An 18,501-nucleotide genomic window follows, 5' to 3' on the forward strand; every position below is an offset into this window, starting at 1 on the left:
TCGCGATTTCCTCCCGGCGCATACGCTGCTGAATGGACCCGGAGACATCTGCGAGACACAGGTCAGGCGGCCTTGAAACGGCGGCGGCGCGGCTCGCACGCCGTCTTCAAGCCAGCGTTACGGCTCGAGAGGCACGTCAGGCGCATCTCGACGATCTGATCCGTGACGCGGAGACCTGGCTACACCGCCGCGCCGCGTGGAACGATCGGGATAAGGCGCTCTATCGGACCGGGGCGGCATTGGAGCCTTATGGCGGACACCGTCTCGACGACATCAAGCTGGGCGGTCTCGACGCGCTCGGCAGCCAGGGTGTGTTGCTTCTTGCGCAGACCGCCCTGCAGTATCCTGACCAGCCGCTCAGCCAGCTGATCGCGATCCTGTTCGAGTCCTCGCATGGCCCGTCGATCGCCGAGTGGGGCCGCTGGTCGCGCCTACACTGGCTCGCCGCCCTCCACGCAGAGGAAACCGCGGCGTTCCTGGAGACCGGAGCCGGCCGCGATCCCAAGGCTGCATGGCGGCGCAGAACGCCAACGCGGCGGCAGGTATTCCTCGCCGATGAAATGGCGCGGGCGCTTGGCATCGATCTGCCGGCGTTCGCTACCCGCGGCGAGGCGTTCGACTGGATCCACCGTGGAGGTGGCAATCCCCGCTATTGGGCGCTGCCGGCGCTGCCGGAGGTGCCGTCGTGACCGCCCGGATCGAGCCTGGCCCAGACGAGAAGGCCCTCGATGACATCGCGGCGCTGGCTGATCGTCTGAATGGCGCGATTCGAAAGCACGAAGCTCTAGTCGCAAAGTTCGATGACCTTGCCAGCGGCAGGCGCCCAAACGCGCCTGCTCTCAAAAAGATCGCCGCCGCAATCGCCGACGTCGACCGGCAGATTCACACCCTGTTCTCAGCGATCGACGACATCGCTGATGCCATCGCCCCGTCCGACCCACGTTCCTGACCAAAGGAGAAGACCGATGACGAAGAAGATCGACGAAAAGCAACGGAAAAACAAAGGAAAGAACAAACTTAGGCCGTCGCAATCGGCCGGAGCGGTGCTGGCGCCCAGCGGCATTAGGGTCAATCCGCTCGACACGTTCATGAAGCACGTCGAAGCCGCGATCGACGAGCACAACGGTCCCAACATCTGCTGGTACTGGCTGGAGACTCTGGCGCGCGACTTCGACACCATCATCCATGATGTTGGCGATGGCCAGCTGCGCTTTGACGGCATCCTGCGGGACACCGCGCATACCGACTGGTCGGAGGATGGATTGGCACGCCTGTGTGATATGGTCGCGATCCCTGCGATCGGGCTCGACGCCAGCGCTGCGCACGGTCCGGATGCGAATGAGATGGCCGCGTCATGGGCAATCATCCGTAAAGAGCATCCCCGTGCTGCCGAAGCACTGATGAGCGGCCGTCTGGGGACCGGCATCCGCATGGTGCTGGCCGAGGATTCTCAAGCAACCGCCGATCTGGCGAACGTCGTCGCGTTTCACGCCCTCGACAGCGCGCACCTCGCAGCGTTGGATGCCAGGGATCGCCTGCGCGATCCGCTGCAACTCGAAGTCGGGGACCTTTCGTCGAACAAAGTTCCTCGCAACGGCGCGCTTGCCAAACAGCTCGAGCAGGCATGGGACGATGCCACCTATGCCCGCCGGATCTTCCAGCTGTCGGGCAAGCGGGCCGACGCGACCGATACGGCGTGGGTCGAGGCCTTGGGGCTGCATGGCCGCGCTTTCGAGCTGCGGCTGGGACTCGACGCAAGCGATGAGGATCTTCTCGGCCTGCTCGCCATCCTCCTTGAAGAAGGCGAAGCGGCGACCGCTCATTTGCCCCAGCTGCTCGAACGCCATCGCACCAAGCAGTGGAGCCTGCAGGAGGTTCACCGCTGGCTGAAGACCCCGGCCATCCCGCTGCTGTGGAACAGCGTGGTGCGCGCGGCGCACGTTCACTCGGCGGTCCGCCACCAGGATATCGGGGATAGCACCTCGGGCGGGAGCAAGCGCGACGACGTGGTCTCCTATTTCAGCTGGGCCGAACAGATCGTCGTGGACACCAATCGGGGCTTTCCCCCGGCGGATCTGCTCCCGAGGAGCTTCACGCTGCCCGCCGAGCTGCCGCGCTTGCTGTGTCACCGACTGCGGATCGACGTGGTGCAGGACGAGGACGCGATCCCGCGCAAGTATGTGGCTGCGGCGGCCCGTGAGCGCGCACGCGGCAATACCGATCCGTGCTGGCAGGAGCCGTACACTTTCGGGAAGGTCATCGAGGGCCTGGTCCATGAGGACAAAAACCACGGCTCGCGGTTCCTGGTGGAAGCGTCGAAGGAGGGGAATGCAATCTTCGAAAAGGCGGCGAAGAATGCCAGCTGCCAGAAGAACCGCCGAATCCTCATAGAAGCGCAGGGTCGGCTGTGGTTCCGGCTGAGGCTGTGATTTCCTATCCTCCAATGCCGCCGATCCGGTTCGCCATTGTCACGTCATGGCGACCGGACGCGACATTCCCGAAGCAAAACGAGCGCCGGCCCGGCGAGTTCTTGCCTTGACGAACGCGCCCGACGTCTTCCCCGTGCTACCCGACGAGGCGGCCCTGATCCTGCTGCACCTCGGCCCGGACCTGACGTTGATCCTGAAGGGCAATCGATAGGCGCTGGTCAGGTTGACGGCGATCGACGATCGTCGCCATGGCAGAAAGGAAAACAGCCCATGAAACCCGCGCTCCGCGCCTATGGCTACGTCCGTGTCAGCGTCGATGAAGAGGGCGGCCAGAATGCCAGTATCGCCGCCCAAAGTGCCGCGATCCGCGCGCACGCCGAGCGTGAAGGCATCGAACTTGTCGCGATCTTCGAGGAACTGAACGTCTCGGGCCGCAAGCTCCAGCGCAAGCAGTTCGACCGGATGATCGCGCAGGCGACGGCGCCAGATCGACCCGTACAGATGGTGATCGTCTATGCGCTCAGCCGCTTTGCCAGGCGGCTGCTGACCCAGGTCGTGTCCGAGCACAAGCTGGCCGAGGCCGGTGTCAGTCTCCTCAGTCTGACCGAGAACTTTGGCAACGATTCGAACGGCAAGATGGTGCGATCGATGTTCGCCGTCATGAACGAGAAATACGCGCACGATGCGTCGGTCTTCACCACGCGGGATCGCCGCGGCAACGCGATCAGCGGCTATTGGAACGGCGGACCGGTTCCCTACGGATATGAATCGCGTGCGGTCGGCACGTTCGATCGCAAGGAGCGCAAGAAGCTCTTCATCCGCGAAAATGAAGCTCGCGTTGTCCGACTGATCTTCGATCTCGCCCATCAGGGTCTACATGGGCAGCCGATGGGTACGCGCGCGATTGCCGCCCATCTGAACGAGAACGGCTACACCATGCGTGGCCGGCCTTTCCACAACAGCAACATCGATGGAATCCTGAAGCGCGCTCATTATACCGGCGCCTATCTCCATCGCCCGGCCAATGCCCAGGCTTTGCCTACCGGCGACAGCGACCCTGTGCTGGTATCGTGCCCGCAGATCATCGAGCCGGACCTAATGGCGCAGGTCGCGGCCATTCGCGCCAAGTCGGCACCGCGTGTCCGTGCGCCGCGCACGACCAACTCGCCAGTCCTGTTGGGCGGTGTCGCGACCTGCGGTCATCCCGGCTGCGGTGCGGGTCTCGTCATTCGCAGCGGTAAGGCCGGTGCGTATCGCTATTACACCTGCAATGCCAAGGCGACCGCTGGCGCCAAAAGGTGTGCCAGCAAGCCCATCCGCGAGGAGGCGCTCGACCAGATCGTCCTCGATGGGCTGCTAAAGCGCGTGCTGGCGCCCGCGCGCCTTCGCGTTCTGCTGGCCGACGTGCTCGACCGGTCGAATGAAGCCGAAGAACGGCGCCGCGCGGATCACGATCGGGTGCGGCGTGAGCGTATCGCGGCAGAGGCTCGACTCAGCCGCTTGCTCGACCTCGTCGCCGAGGAGATCATGAGCCCGCGCGAGCCTGTGTTCGCTGCCAAGCTGGCCGAGGCTCGAGCATCGATCGCCGCGCTGTCCGAAACAGAGCGTAGCCTCGCGAAGCAGATCGGTCACAAAGCAGGGCGGATCGACGACGCCGCAATCAAGAAATTCGGTGAGCGCCTTCGCGCCGAAATCACCGGCGCCAATACCGAACTGCGGCGCGCTTACCTCAAGATCTTCGTGTCGGGAGTCGTCGTCAATGATAACGAGATCATCGTAGCCGGGTCCAGGGCTGCGCTCGAAGCCGGTGCCCATAAGGGCCAAACCGGCTCGCTCACGTCGGTGCCCAGTTTTGACCGGGAATGGTGCCCCGTGCACCACCCTATAGGGCACTCGGATTGCTGGGAGATTTTAGTTCAATTATGACGCACTCTATCTCCGACTTGACGTGCTCCCCTGAAACTCCGCCAGTCTTGACGTGCTCCCCGTTTTCAGGCCGCTGATAGGTTAGCTTCGGTGTCCTCGTGCCCGTGGCGCGGGCGGTTGGTAAACTCGGCGGGTGCCATGCCGCCGAGGCTGCTGTGCGGACGCACGGTGTTGTAGTCCGTCCGCCATGCCTCGATGATCCGTCTCGCCGCAGCCAGCGAGGGGAACAGGTGCTCGTTCAGGCATTCGTCGCGCAAGCGACCATTGAACGATTCCACAAAGCCGTTCTGCTGCGGCTTGCCCGGGGCGATGTAATGCCACTCGACGCCCGTGTCCTGGCACCAGGCCAAAACGGCATGACTGGTCAGTTCGGTTCCGTAGCACATTGGGAAGCGCTGGTTCGGGAGCCGCTATGGCCCTGATGAAGACAAGGCCGCGTAGCGGCCGCAGACTTCATCAGGGCAAGCCATGGCCGGTCAGCAGGTATCTAAAGTGAGGTTGTCGAGACAACACTTTGGAGGCCGACCGACCATGACCAAGCTCACCTCTACGCCTGCCGGCGCCGTGCTGGTAGCCATCGACATGTCCAAGAGCCGACAGGAGGTTCTCATCGAGCGACCGGAAGGCGGCCGGCGCCGGCGGATGACCGTCATGGCGACCAGGCAGGACTATGACGGCTTTGCCGAGCAACTCGCTGCTATCGGGCGCCCTATCATCGTCGGGTTCGAGGCGACGGGTAATTACCATCGTACGCTGGCGCACCGGCTGCTGACGGCAGGGTTCGAGCTGCGCCTCATCTCGTCGGTCGCGCTCGCCAGAACGCGCGAGGCGCTGCACAACGGCTGGGACAAGAACGACTCCAAGGACGCGCAGGTCATCCTGCACATGCTGCGGATCGGTGCGACGCAGCGCTACGTCGACCCGCTGGTGGCCGGAATCAACGACCTGCAGGAGCTCTCGAAGACTCACGAGACGATCTCAAGGATGAAGACGCAGACCTGGCATCGGATCCTGACCCACTACCTGCCGCTGTACTTCCCCGAGATCGCCCGCTTCGCAGGCAACAGCCGGTCCGACTGGTTCCTGGCGCTCATCGAGCGGTTTCCGACGCCGGCCACCATCACGGCGCTGGACCGCGAGGCGTTCTCGGCCGCGGCATGGCCGCTCATCGGCCGCAAGGTCTCCAAGGCACGCCTCATCAACGACATCTACGAGACGGCGTCCGCCTCGACGGCACTGCCGGTGCCGGAGAACTCAGCCGCCATCACCATGTTCCGCATGGTCATCGCGCAGGGCCGCAGCCTCATCCACCAGCGAGACGAGATCGAGCGGCTGGCCCATGCGCGGCTCGCCGATGACGTCGACTACCAGCTGCTGCGCAACATTCCGGGCATCGGTCCGATCAACGCGCTGACCATCCTGGCCGAGGCCGGTGATCTGCGGCGCTTCAACCATCATCGTCAGTTCCTGAAGTTCTGCGGTCTCGATCTCGCAACGTGTCAGTCAGGCACGTTCCGTGGCCGCACGAAGCTGTCCAAGTACGGCAATGCGCGCCTGCGCCGGACCTTCTGGATGGCTGCCCAGGTCGCCGCGCGTCAGCGCGACAACAGCTTCCGCGACAAGCTCGGACGATATGTCGCCGGGCACGCGGACGATGCCGACCGTCGCCGCAAGGCGATGACGGCGCTCACCGCCAAGATGGCGCGCGTGGCTCACGCCGTCATCAAGACGGGGACAGAGTACCGGCCGTTCCTCGAACGGTCGGATGCCAGGTGGAAGGACCCCTCTCTGCAAGTGCCGTGAGGGCGCTCGTCGAGCGACCCTGTAGATAATGTTCGGGCCTTCCACCTGGGTGCGTATCTCGTTTTAAGGATGGTGAGGACCACGGCCGCCTCGGCGCTGCTGGATCCTGTGTTTGCTATGGCAGGGAGCGATCCCGTTGACGGTGGGAGCCATCTGGCTCAGATTGCATGCCGCGCCGACGGTTGTCGGCGCATGGATATCTGCTGGCCAAAACCCGCCGCTGCTTCCCGACATAGGACGTTGTCGCTGACCACCATGCACGGCAGCCCGCGTCGCTCGGCAATGGCGGCGAGCTCGCGGACGACACGCCGACCTGACAACGAGGTGTCGACGATACACGCGAGGCACTCCCGGCTGTAATCGTCGATGACGTTGAGCATGCGGAACCGCCGGCCGCAGGCCAGTGCATCCGACACGAAGTCGAGAGACCAGCGCTGGTTGGGACCCTGCGGGATCGCCATCGGCGCCCGCGTGCCCAGCGCCCGTTTCCGGCCGCCACGCTTGCGCACCGTCAGCCGCTCCTCGCGATACAGCCGGTACACCTTCTTCAGGTTCATGCCCTTGCCTTCGCGCCTGAGCAGGACTGCCAACCGGCGATAGCCGAACCGGCGACGCTCGTTGGCAAGCTCGCGCATCCGCTCGCGGACAGCATCATCCTTTCCGCGAAGCGGCTCATATTGTCACGCCGACCGGTTGACCCCGACCAGCCTGCAGGCGCGACGCTCGGAGAAGCCGTGGTCGGTCATCAGCTTCTCCACCGCAGCGTAGCGATCCACAGACCGGGTCAGTTTTTTCCCAGCAGATCCTTCAGCGCCGACACGTCCAGCATCGACTCCGCCAGCAGCTTCTTCAGCCGCCGGTTCTCATCCTCCAGAGTGCGCAACCGCGCCGCTTCCGACACGGTCATACCACCGTATTTCGCCTTCCAGTTGTAGAAGGTCACATCGCTGATGCCATGCTTTCGGCACAGCTCGGCGGTCTTCACGCCAGCCTCGTGCTCACGCAGCACGCCTATGATCTGATCCTCGGTAAAACGGCCTCGCCGCATCGCTCGTCTCCATCTGACGAGCTAACTTATCGATGGCATGATTTCCGGGGAGCACGTCACCCCGACCTCAATCCCATCGAGCAGGTCTTCGCCAAACTCAAAACGCTGCTCCGCAAGGCCGACACCAGATCGGTCGAGGCAACACGGAGGCAGATTGGTTCACTACTCGAGGCCTTCCCACCTCACCAATGCACCAACTACCTCCGCAACAGCGGATACGATTCAGCTTAGACGAATCAAACTCTAGGAGAGGAGCGATATCCGCAGAACTTTGGTCCCGTGGGGTTACGCCGGAACCTCTATGTCACTCGCCAAGCCATCTGCCGATGACAGCGCGATCCAAAAGCGGAAGGTGCCGGGTTCGAACATGGGCGACCCGTCAGGGCCGATGATCGCCAGCTGCGCGCGATCGATCACGAAGTGGACCCGATCGGCCGCCCCCCCCCTCATCGTCAGCCGGCGATAGGCGACCAGTTTGCGGCGCGGTTGGGTGCGGGACGCGACCAGGTCGTGGACGTAAAGCTGAACCGTCGTCTCGCCGGTGCGGTTCGAGCGATTGTGTACCTCCGCACTGACGGCGATGGTCGCGCCGTCGATCGTCGCCCGCGTCGGCCCGGTCGCAAAGGTCGCGTAGCCGAGGCCGTGGCCGAACGGATAAAGGACGGTGTCCCGGGCGTCGCGCCAACCTGCGCGGCCATCCTGGGGTGCGGGCGGCGGCAGGAGCGGGCGGCCGACGCTCGGCCGGTCGTAGGACCAGGGCTGTTGCCCGGTCGCCCGCGGAAAGCTGACCGGCAGGCGACCGGTCGGTTCATGGATGCCGAACAGGATATCGGCGATCGCATGGCCGGCTTCGCTGCCGAGGAACCAGGTCGCGAGGATCGCCGGCGCGGCGGCGACGGCTCCGTCGAGCGCCAGGGCGCGTCCGTGCGTCAGCACGACGACGATCGGCTTGCCTGTCGCGGCGACGGCAGCGGCCAGCTCGCGCTGCGGCGCTGGGATCGTGATGTCGACGCGGCTGTTGCCTTCGCCCGACATGCTGGCTCCCTCGCCGATCGCCAGCACGACGATATCGGCGGCGCGGGCTGCGGCAACGGCTGCAGCGACGCCGTCGGCGACGGGCGCCTCGATGCCCGAACCCGCGACGACCTCGATCCGCGCATCGACGCCCATGCGCGTGCGGATGCCGGTCGCCAGGTCGATCGCGTTCGTGCCGGTCGAGGCGAACGACCATGGGCCGTTCACCTGGCTGCGGTCCGCGCCGAAGGGACCGATCAGCGCGATCCGCTGGCCGGTACGCGCCAGCGGAAGCAGCCCGCCGTCGTTCTTCAGCAGGACGATCGAGCGCCGCGCCGCCATGCGTGCCGCCGATCGGATCGCGGCGCTGCCGACCGTTCGGCGTTCGACACCGGCGTTAAGCGAGCGCATCGGATCGTCGAACAGGCCGAGCCGTTCCTTCAGTGTCAGGACCCGCGCGACCGCGTCGTCGACACGGGCCAGCGGGACGTCGCCCTTAGTGACCAGGTCCGGGAGCCAGCGTTCGTACAGGCCGCTCTGCATCGAGATATCGACTCCGGCCAAGATCGCGATCCGCGCCGCATCGCGGTCGTCGCGGGCATAGCCATGGGCGACGAGTTCGCGGTCGGCATCGTAATCGGACACGACCGGTCCGGCGAAGCCGAGCGTGTCGCGCAGCAACCCGGTCAGGACCCGGCGATCTCCGCTCAGCGGGACGCCGTTCAGCGTGCCGAACGCCGACATCGTACTAGCAGCACCAGCGGCAAAGGCAGCCGCGAACGGCGGCAGCTGAGTTTCGCGCAAGGTGGCGTCGGACAGCTCGATCGCGCCATATTCCATGCCGCCGGTGACCGCGCCGTAGCCGACGAAATGCTTGGGCGTGGCGGCGATCGTTTCGGGTCGCCGCAGGTCGCTGCCCTGGAACCCGCGCACGCGCGCCGCCGCATAATGGCAGGCAAGCAGCACGTCCTCCCCCGCCCCTTCGGCGACCCGCCCCCACCGCTGGTCGCGGGCCAGATCGACCATCGGCGCGAACGTCCAGTGCAGCCCGCTCGCCGCCGCTTCGCGCGCGATCATCCGCGCGCTTGCCTCGGCCAGCACGGGGTCGAACGCGCTCGCCTCGGCCAATGGAATCGGAAAGATCGTCGTATGGCCGTGCAGCACATCGGCAGCGAACGCCAGCGGGATGCGCAACCGGCTGTCGAGCGCCGCCGCCTGCGCGCGCCGCGCGCCGGCGACGCCCAGGCCGTTGAAGATCATGCCGACCTGCCCCGCCCGGATCGCCGCGAGTTGCGCGGCGGCGTCCTGCGGATTGACCACGGGATTGAACACCGCGCCGACGGGTCGGATCGCGTCACTGTAGCAGCTGAGCTGTCCCGCCTTCTCCGCCAGCGTCATCCGCGCGATCAGGCCGGCAACCCGCGTGGATGGCGCGGCACGCCCCACCGACACGAGCAGCGACACACCCAATGCCGCCGCGCCGCCGGCGATCAGTTGGCGGCGATCAACGCGCACCGGCAGGCGGGTTCACCGCGAGATAGACGGTGCTCCACAATTGTGCCGCGTTCGATTCGTCGGCGTCGCCGCTCGACGCCCCAAACGGCGCGACGCTGTAGCGACCGTTCCTGTAGTCCCACGACCACAGTTCCGACGTGCGAATCGCACCACCGCCACCGATCGCCCGCCACAACTCGCCTTGCGCGCGCTGCAACACAGTACGCGTGGCCGCCGGCAGATCGCGCCGCTCCAGCTGTCGTGCCAGACCGGCGGCGAGCACCGCCTGCTGCCACGACCAGACCACCGTGCCATGATAGGCGGTACGCCCGAACCGAGCCTGGGTCGACGCGTCGGCATAGGCCGGATTGGCGACCAGCAGACCGATTGGCGTCAGCAGCCCCGCCGGAAACGGGCGCAGCATGGCACCGACCGACCGGTCGAGCTCGCCTGCGCTCGGCAGGCCGAACAGCAGCGCGAATCCATCGTCGGAATGGAGCACCGGCACCGTCCGACCGTCTGCTGTGAGCGACAGCGCGTTGAACGCGAGCGGGCCGGTCGGCAGGGTCGCGAGTGCAGCGGCCGCATCGACGCCCGCGGTGCGGGCATAGGCGGCGACGCTGCGCCGTGCGGCATCGGCAGGGATCGTCGCAGTGAACAGCGGCGGCGCTTTCGCCATCCACACGCCAGCCTGGGCATCGGCCGCGGCCAGGCGCGCACGCTGTGCGGAATCGAGATAGCGATCGAGCAGACCGCTGCGCGCGAACCGCGCGATCGCCGTCAGCGAGGCGGGCACGAACACCGCATTCACGTCATAGGCATATTTGCCGCGCCCGAGCCCTTCCTCGCTGTCGCGCCATTGGCCGGTCAGCCGATCGCCCTTCAGACCGACCAGATTGGCGACACGCGGGTCGCGGGCGAAGGCGGCGGTGCGCTCGACGACCCAGGCGAAGTTGCGTGCCAGCGCGGCGCCATTGGTCGTCCCGCCGGCATTGCGCCGGGCGAGGAACGCCGCCGCCCGCGCCTGTCCGCCCGGTCGATCGAGTAGCCAGGCCCCCGCGACCGGCGGCAGCATGAAATCGTCGTCGACCATCGCATAGTCGTAGATCGGCGTATCGACCCGCCCGCGGCCTTCCTTGGCGTTGCGCAACACTGCGAACTCGCCGATGTCCTCCTCGTGCGCGACCTCGCCGTTGGGCGCCAGACGCGCGAGGACGGAGGCGATGCCATCCTCGACCGCGACCGGCTGGAGCACCGGCATCAGCAGCCGCAGCGACATCAGCGTGTCGCGCCCGAAATAAGTGTCGAACCGCCACGACCCGGCGAGGAACTTCTCTTCGTAGCTGAGGAAGGCGAGCGCGTTGCGCGTCTTCGCGTCGGGTGCGGCGGCGGCGGTCAGCAGGGTCGCGCCCTGCAGCGGCGTCAACGGTCGCTCTCCGGTCAGGCCGACGACCTTGAGCGTGATCCGCCCGTTCCTTCCGCTGCGCAGTTCGCGCGTATCGACTCGTGTGCCAGCCACCCCGGTCAGCGCGAGCCGGTAGCCCGCCGCACCGTCGAGCCGGTCGCGTGCCCAGACCAGCGTGTCGCCGTTCATCCGCGGCGACGTCAGCACTTCCGCCGGCGCGGTCTTCAGCAATTCGTAATCGCGCAGCACGCGGATCGACGACAGCACCGCCTGGCGGATACGCAGCGCCTTCGCACCGGTCGATACGGTCGTCTCGAACCCGTGTAGCGCACGCCCCCTGGCATCGCGCAGCGTCACCGGTCGTGGTGCGGTGACGATCGTCCAGGTGACGGGCGCGCTATCCTCGAACCACAGGCCGACACCGCTGTTTCCGGCGGGGAAGCCGGCGAGGATGCGGGGGTGCGCCCCCGATCGCAGCAACAGATGTGCGGCCGCCGGCCCCTGCCGGACGAAGGCGTTGATGTTGCGCCCCTCGTCGATGCGGAATTCAAGCATCGGCGCCGCCTGCGGCGCGGCCGCCGCCAGGGTCAGGGGGGCGAGCGTCGCGATCAGGGGCAGACGCATATCAGGCGTTCCCGAAACAAGACGGGCGGACACGGCCGAAACCATGCCCGCCCAGTGGGAGGAGTCTAGAAGTCGATACGAACGCTGGCCACCGCATTCCGCCCGAAGATCGGTCGGGCGAAATAAAAGTTGGAACCGGTGTTCTCGGTGAAGCCACCGCGCGGATTGCCTTCGGTCAGGCCGATCGCGTTGGTGATGTTCTCGACACTGATGTTCAGCTGGACGTTGGGCGCCACGTTGAACAGGACGCCGGCCGAGAACAGGTCGTACCCCGGCAGAACCAGCGAGTTGGAGATGTCGGCATAGATCTTCCCGATCCGCTTCCAGCTGCCATAGACTTCGCCCATGCCGTTCGGCAGGACAAACGACGGCGTGACGGTGACGTTGGTCGCCGGGGTGCGTTCGGGGCGATTGCCGTTGAACGTGTCGATGTTCTGGATGTCGCGCGCCGGCGGTGCCGATTCACGACCGTCGTCCAGATAGGCGCGATTGACCGACAGACGCGAGCGCTGGAGCACGCCGGTCGCCTGGATGCGGAACCAGTCGACCGGCCGCACGGTGATGTCGAATTCGCCGCCGTACACCTCGATATCCGAATCGGTCACGACGTTGCGACCGGTGACGACCAGGCTGGCACGGCTGAACGGATAATTCTTGAACCGGGTGTAGAAGCCCGCAAGCGTCGCCTGCAACCACGGCGCGCCGTAGCGAACGCCGGCCTCGGCGAACTCAAGCTCGGTCGGGTCGTTCTGCTCCTGCCCCTGGAAGCCTGTCGCGTAGCGGCCGTACACCGCGAAGCGATCGGTCACCAGGAAGTTGGCGCCCAGCGTGTAGGCCACCTTGTCCCAGGTCTTGGTCTGGGTGCCGAAAGTGCCGTCGAAGCCGCCCGAAATGTAATTGTTGGCGATAATGTTGTCGGCATCGACCAGCAGGTTGCCGTTCGCATCATAGGTACCCGACCCAGCGATCGGCGTACGCACCGTGTTGCCGAAACGGCGGTCGACGTTGAAATGCTCGTAGCGGATGCCGCCGTCGATGCGCAGACGGTCGTCGAACAGTTTCAGTTCGTCCTGGGCATAGGCCGAGATCGATTCGAACTTCAGATTGTTCGAACCCTCGCCCCAGGTGCCGTAGTTCAGCACACCGCGATCGGTCTGGTATCCGACGATCTGCCCCGCGGCATTCAGGGCAACGACGTCCAGCCGGCGCGCGTTGTCGCGGACATCTGTCAGGACGGTCGCCGTGCCGATCGAATCGTTGTAGCGGCTCGACTTGGTAAACAGCGCGCCGACCGTCAGCGAGTTCTTGTCGGTTTGCCAGCGCACGCCGGTATCGCTGTTGAACTCCTTCACGCTGGCGCGATTGTTGGCCGCGACATTCTCAGACACCAGGCCGTTGCCGTTCAGCGCATTTTGCGCGGCGGTCCCGTCGATGATCTGACCGGTGTCGACATAGCGGTAGGCAAGCCGGGTGGCGCCGGACGCGCGGAATCGTGCCAGCGCTGCGCGGGTCCCGTTGGCTCTGTCCGACGTGTCGGTTGCCGCAGGGTTCAACCGCTGACTACCCAGCTGCAGGGCATCGTTGTCATAGCTGAAGAATGCGTTGAAGTTCGTGCCGAACGACGTGTAGCGCCCCTTGGCGAAGAACGAGAATTGGTCGGACAGGTCCTTCGTCAGGTCATAGCCGAGAGTGTACGCCTTGGTCGCGACCCCGTCGCGCAGGTCGACGTCCTTTGTGCTCGATCCCGTCCGCGGCGACGTGAAATTGCGGAAGAACGACACGTCACGACCCGCCATCGTGCCGTCAAGCGCGCTGATGCCGGGGATCGACCGCGGCCTGCCCACACCCGTAACCGGCACCGGCAGGTAGAAGGTCGAGTGATCGTCGATGACCTTCGCCGACAGGATCAACTCGCCGCCGCTGGCGAACCGCTGGGCGATCGCACCGCGCCACTGAAAGCCGTGGTCGGCGGGGTAGCCCGTGTTTCTGAGTCCTTCGGAATAGCGATAGAACCCGCCGATCGAGATCGCGGTGTTCTCCGCGATCGGCTGGGTCATGAACGTCTCGAAGCGCGCCGTGCCATAGCTCGACGTACCGAGCTGGACCGACCCGGCGGCACGGTCGTAGTTCGGCTTCTTATTGATGAAGTTGATCGTCGCACCGGCACCGTTGACCGTCAGGATGCCCGACGAGCCGGACCGCACCGCCTCCAGCCGGTCGATGTAGACACCCTGCTTCAGCACCGTGTCGCTCAGCGCGTTGATGTAGAAGACGGGCAGACCGTCTTCCTGCAACTGCACGAACTGCTGCCCGCCGCCGGCGAGACCGCGGACCGAGAAATTGTTCGACGCCTCACCGCCCGACCCTTCGACGAAGATGCCGGGGATGAGCTCCAGCGCCTGCGCGGTCGAACGCGGCGCCTTGCGGTCGAGGTCCAGGCGATCGGCGACTGTGATCGCCGATGACGAGGTCAGCACGGTCGCGCCGCGCGTGCGGGTGCCGGTCACGACGATTTCGTTCAGCGGATCGGCCGCATCGGGCGTCGGGTTCACGCCGCGCTGGTTGCTGGCGTCGTCGGTCTGGGTGGTGCCGGTAGTGGCGGGCGCCGTCTGCGCGGCGGCCACGCTGGCCCACGCCAGAGCGCCGAGCGACGTGGCCAGACCGAGAGTGAAGGTGCGGGACATATCTGATCCTCTCCCCTGAGTGCTGATACTGCTGACGCCTTCGCTGGTCGGGCGCCTTGACGGTCACTGCTATGCGATCATGAAATGCATTTCAAGGTTGTTTGAGTCGAACCGCGTCCAGCCGTTGCACCGCTCTCACCAACCGCCTAGGCTGCTAGCGATGGCAGGGAAAGCGGGCACGACACGCGGCCGGTCGATGACGGTCAACATGGACGATATCGCGCGGTTGGCAGAGGTGTCGAAGCCGACGGTTAGTCGCGTGCTGAACGGCAGCCCGCTGGTGAGCGAGGCAACGCGTGAGCGGGTGCTGCAGGTCGCCCGCGCGCACGGCTATGCCGTCAACCGCAACGCACAGAAGCTGCGCCAGGCGCGAACCGAGACGATCGCAGTGATGCTCGATTTCGGGTCGCACCGCCACGGCCGCATCGCCGATCCGTTCGTGTTCGAACTGCTGGCGGGCGTGTCGGAGGCGCTGTCGGTCCGCAACCAGGACCTGCTGCTGTCGCCCCCCGGGCTGAGCGACGCGCAGGCGTGCATCGACCTAATCGCCGGGCGGGCGGCGGACGGTTTCATCTTCCTGGGCCAAGGCGGACGCGAACCGATGCTGCGCGACCTCTCCCGCAGCGCGACGCCGTTTGTCGTGTGGGGCGCGGTGAACCCGGAGAACAGCTATTGCGCCGTCGGCAGCGACAATCGCCTGGGCGGACGGCTGGCGGGCGACCTGTTCGTCACGCGCGGCGCGCGGCGCTGGCTGTTCGTCGGCAATGTCGAGCATGAGGAAATCCGCCTGCGCCACGAAGGGTTGCGGCAGGCGGGCGATGCCGCCGACGCCAGCATCGACCTGCTACTGGTCGAGCATATGGCCTATTCCGCGGTCTATGCCGGGGCCGCCGCCTGGCTGACGCGCCACCCCGCCCCAGATGCCGTCTTCGCCTTTTCGGACACCGCGGCGATGGCGGTCATCGCGGCGTTCCGCGACGCTGGGCTTAGCGCCCCCGACGATTATGCGCTGGTCGGATACAACAACATTCCCCCCGCCGCCGACTTCACACCGGCGATCACGACGATTGAGCAGGAGACGCATTTGGCGGGCGCGATCCTGGTCGAAAAGCTGATGCAGCAGATCGAAGGCAGCCGCGCGAAATCGACGATGCTGCCGACCCGGCTGATAGTCCGGGATACCTGAGGATCAGCCGAACGCGCGGTCGATGTCGATGGCGTCAGTCGTCGGATAGACCTGATCGGCGCCCGGCAAGTCGGTCGCCGCGCCAATGCCGATCGCGCGCATGCGCGCCGCCTTGATCGCGACGACCCCGGCTCCGGCATCCTCGAACCCGACGCATGCCTGCGGATCGATACCCAGGAAGCGTGCGCCATCGAGAAACAGGTCGGGCGCGGGTTTCGGCGCCAGCCGCGCGGGGTCGGCGACATGCGCGAAGACGTCTGCGATCCCCAGCCGTTCGAGCACGCGCGGCGCATTGCGACTGGCGGACGCCAACGTCGCAGGCATCCCGCGGGCGCGGACCGCGTCGAGCAGCCGCCGCGCGCCCGGCAACAGGTCCTGCGGCCCCATCGTCTCGACCGCGTCGAGATAGGCGACGTTCTTTCGCGTCGCCAACCGCTCCATCTCGTCCGGCGGCAGGTTCACGCCCCCGATCGCCAGGATCGCACGGAGCGAGCCCATGCGGTCGACGCCCTTCAGCGCCTCGTTCGCGCGTTCGCCGAATGGGATGCCAAGCTCGTCGGCGATCGCCTTCCAGGCGACGAAATGGAGCCTCGCGCTGTCGGCGAGGACGCCGTCCAGGTCGAAGACCGCGAGCTGGAATGGGCCATTCACATCGCGCGCTCGATCGTTTCGCCACATGCGATCGTTAGCGCCTCGTCACTGTGACGGAAGGCGACCGGCCCGCCGCTGTCGAGCGTGTATCGCACCCGCGTGTCCGACACCGTCACCTTCAGCGCGCTGCCGTGCCAGAGGATACCGAACGCGTAGCCGCCCAAGGCGGGCATTGCGATCGGCGCGAAGCCGAGGCCGTCGAGCACCGTCATCCCGGCGAACCCATAGACGAGTGCGCTCCACGCCCCGGCCAGTGCGGCCATGTGCAGCCCGTGCCCGCTGTTCGCGAACAGGTTGGACAGGTCGGTCATCACCGACCGGCGCCAATAGGCCAGCGCGCGATCGGCATCTCCGACCGACGCCGCCAGCATCGCGAACGGTGCGGCCGACAGGGTCGAATCGTGGACGGTGACCGCTTCATAGACGTCGAGCATCCGCGTCCGCGTGTCGCGATCGAACCGCCTCGGCAGGATCGCGGCCGCCAGCACCGCATCGGCCTGTTTGGCGACGCGGTGGCGGTAGATCGTCAGCGGGTGGTAATGGATCAGCAGCGGGTATTTGTCGGGCAGCGTCGCGGCAAACGGCCAGGGTTCGAGTGCGAAGAACCGGTCGTCCTGCGCGGGGATGTTGCGCTCCGCATCGAACGGTACCGCCATCGCATCGGCCGCTCGCCGCATCGCCGCCACTTCGTCCGCGGACAGATGTGCGCCGGCGACTGTCGCGGCGAAGCGCAGATGCTCGGCCGCCATCAGGTTGGTATAGAGGTTGTTGTCGACGATCGCCGAATATTCGTCCGGCCCGGTCACCCGGTTGATGACGAAGGCGTCGCCGCGGGCCGGATCGTGCCAGCCGATCTGCAGCCAGATGCGCGCGGTCTCCGCCAGCATCTCCGCCCCGCCCTCGTCGAAGATCGCGGTATCGCCGGTCGTCGCGACATAGAGGCGCAGCGCGTGCGCGATGTCGGCGTTGATGTGATATTGCGCCGATCCCGCCGGGAAGAAGGACGAACATTCGCGTCCGCCGATCGTGCGCCACGGGTACAGCGCGCCGCGCGTCTGCCCCATCGCCCGTGCATTGGCGCGCGCGTCGTCGAGGCCTGCGATCCGCCAACGCAGCATCGCCCGCGCAATGTCGGGCGCGACCAAGGCCAGGACGGGCAGCGCATAGCTGTCGGCATCCCAGAACACATGGCCTTCATAGCCTTCGCCCGTCTGCCCCTTCGCGGCGAGCGACGTGCGCCCGTCCCGTCCGGCCGCCTGTATGAGCTGGAACAGCGCATGTCGCATCGCGCGGGTGCCGCCGACCGTGTCGGGCAGGTCGATCCCCACGACGCGCCAGATCGCGTCGAACCACGCGCATTGTGCGGTACAGGCCGTATCGAAATCGATCGCGGTCACCGCGCGCGCGGTCGCGATCAGCGTGTCGGGCGACGCATCGCGGGCCGCGGCAATGCCTGCGACGACATCGATCTGCGCGATGCCGGCCGCCCCGATATCGATCGCGCCGCCGCCGGAGACGCAGACCGCGACCTGCCATCCGCTCACGGGCAGGCGATCGACGCGGTGGTGGTCGGCGGTCAGTAGCGCCTGCCACGGCGATCGGGCGAGTGCGGGACCGACGCGGGGGTCATACGGTGCGTCGGCGTCGGGCGCTTCGGGACCGGGCGGCGGCAGGATGTGCGGCACGACCGACAGCGGCGTTCCGACCGGCCCCTCCGCGCGGATCCGGGTAAACACCGCATCGCGGTCCATCGCCACCAGTCGGTCGAGCGTGACCCGCACCGCGCCCAGCGACGCCGACAGTCGGAGGCGTCCCGCAGCCATGTCTAGCTCGGCCTCGTCCCACGCCCGCAGCGGACGGCCGTCGACCAGGATTCTCAAACGCGTCGGATCGGCGGTCGCCAACCGCGTGTCGCTCGACCGGGCATAGCCGTGCGCTGCCTCGTGATAGGGGATCGGCTGTTCTTCGTAGACGCCGTTCAAATAGAGCGTCGGCTCGTCCCGCCCGCCAGGCCCCCGCAGGCCGATGAAGCCGTTGCCAAGCGACAGCAGCGGAGGCGTCTGCTCGAACGCGAGGGCCGCCGCATCCGCCGTCAGCCGCCAGCTGTCGCCACCATAGGGCGAGGCGTCCGGGTCCGGTACCGGCAGCGGCCGTGCCTCCATCATTACCCCTCCCTCGCGCGACGTTGCTTTGAAATCCGTTTCATAATAGCTGATGCGAGAGGCGCAACCCGGCAA

The 18,501-nt window shown here is 66.4% G+C and carries 13 protein-coding genes and 1 pseudogene; 6 read left to right on the forward strand and 8 right to left on the reverse strand.

What is annotated here, in order from left to right:
* Positions 1-32: 32 nt before the first annotated feature.
* The 4 genes from JW805_15580 (at position 33) to JW805_15595 (ending at position 4,355) form a co-directional block, all read left to right on the forward strand.
* Positions 33-689 carry a hypothetical protein gene (locus tag JW805_15580; GenBank protein MBN2973430.1) on the forward strand — a complete coding sequence of 219 codons (657 nt, stop codon included), beginning with the start codon at positions 33-35 and terminating at the stop codon, positions 687-689.
* Positions 686-949 (forward strand): hypothetical protein, encoded by a 264-nt coding sequence (locus tag JW805_15585; protein ID MBN2973431.1) that lies wholly within the window; start codon positions 686-688, stop codon positions 947-949. The genes JW805_15580 and JW805_15585 overlap by 4 nt, the downstream gene beginning before the upstream one ends.
* Positions 950-965: 16 nt before the next feature.
* Positions 966-2,429, forward strand: a complete 1,464-nt coding sequence (locus JW805_15590) for a hypothetical protein (GenBank protein ID MBN2973432.1) — start codon at positions 966-968, stop codon at positions 2,427-2,429.
* 270 nt (positions 2,430-2,699) lie between these two features.
* The gene (locus JW805_15595; protein ID MBN2973433.1) at positions 2,700-4,355 is read left to right on the forward strand and encodes a recombinase family protein; all 1,656 of its coding nucleotides are present in this window, start codon (positions 2,700-2,702) and stop codon (positions 4,353-4,355) included.
* A 65-nt stretch (positions 4,356-4,420) separates the two neighbouring features.
* Here JW805_15595 and JW805_15600 read toward each other — a convergent pair.
* Positions 4,421-4,732: pseudogene (locus JW805_15600) on the reverse strand (transposase).
* Positions 4,733-4,886: 154 nt separating this feature from the next.
* Between JW805_15600 and JW805_15605 the strand changes: the two are divergent.
* Entirely contained in the window at positions 4,887-6,158 is a 1,272-nt protein-coding gene (locus JW805_15605; GenBank protein ID MBN2973434.1) for an IS110 family transposase, read from the forward strand.
* Positions 6,159-6,316: 158 nt separating this feature from the next.
* Here the strand turns inward: JW805_15605 and JW805_15610 are convergent, their stop codons facing one another.
* From JW805_15610 to JW805_15630, 5 genes are all read right to left on the reverse strand, one after another.
* Positions 6,317-6,793 carry a transposase gene (locus tag JW805_15610; protein MBN2973435.1) on the reverse strand — a complete coding sequence of 159 codons (477 nt, stop codon included), beginning with the start codon at positions 6,791-6,793 and terminating at the stop codon, positions 6,317-6,319.
* A 149-nt stretch (positions 6,794-6,942) separates the two neighbouring features.
* The gene (locus JW805_15615) at positions 6,943-7,206 is read right to left on the reverse strand and encodes a transposase (GenBank protein ID MBN2973436.1); all 264 of its coding nucleotides are present in this window, start codon (positions 7,204-7,206) and stop codon (positions 6,943-6,945) included.
* A gap of 285 nt (positions 7,207-7,491) precedes the next feature.
* Positions 7,492-9,735, reverse strand: coding sequence for a glycoside hydrolase family 3 C-terminal domain-containing protein (locus JW805_15620; protein MBN2973437.1), 2,244 nt, complete (start codon positions 9,733-9,735; stop codon positions 7,492-7,494).
* Positions 9,725-11,743 (reverse strand): hypothetical protein, encoded by a 2,019-nt coding sequence (locus JW805_15625; GenBank protein ID MBN2973438.1) that lies wholly within the window; start codon positions 11,741-11,743, stop codon positions 9,725-9,727. Before JW805_15625 ends, JW805_15620 begins: the two co-directional genes overlap by 11 nt.
* Positions 11,744-11,808: 65 nt before the next feature.
* The gene (locus tag JW805_15630; protein ID MBN2973439.1) at positions 11,809-14,427 is read right to left on the reverse strand and encodes a TonB-dependent receptor; all 2,619 of its coding nucleotides are present in this window, start codon (positions 14,425-14,427) and stop codon (positions 11,809-11,811) included.
* A 160-nt stretch (positions 14,428-14,587) separates the two neighbouring features.
* Here JW805_15630 and JW805_15635 point away from each other — a divergent pair, with 160 nt between their 5' ends.
* Positions 14,588-15,613, forward strand: coding sequence for a LacI family DNA-binding transcriptional regulator (locus JW805_15635; GenBank protein ID MBN2973440.1), 1,026 nt, complete (start codon positions 14,588-14,590; stop codon positions 15,611-15,613).
* Positions 15,614-15,616: 3 nt separating this feature from the next.
* Here JW805_15635 and pgmB read toward each other — a convergent pair whose 3' ends face one another.
* Together pgmB and JW805_15645 are read right to left on the reverse strand one after the other, a co-directional pair.
* Positions 15,617-16,291 (reverse strand): beta-phosphoglucomutase, encoded by a 675-nt coding sequence (gene pgmB, locus JW805_15640; GenBank protein ID MBN2973441.1) that lies wholly within the window; start codon positions 16,289-16,291, stop codon positions 15,617-15,619.
* Entirely contained in the window at positions 16,261-18,429 is a 2,169-nt protein-coding gene (locus tag JW805_15645; protein MBN2973442.1) for a glycoside hydrolase family 65 protein, read from the reverse strand. The genes pgmB and JW805_15645 overlap by 31 nt, the downstream gene beginning before the upstream one ends.
* Positions 18,430-18,501: the final 72 nt, after the last annotated feature.

The sequence above is a fragment of the Roseomonas aeriglobus genome (assembly GCA_016937575.1).
Taxonomy (GTDB): Bacteria; Pseudomonadota; Alphaproteobacteria; order Sphingomonadales; family Sphingomonadaceae; genus Sphingomonas; species Sphingomonas aerigloba.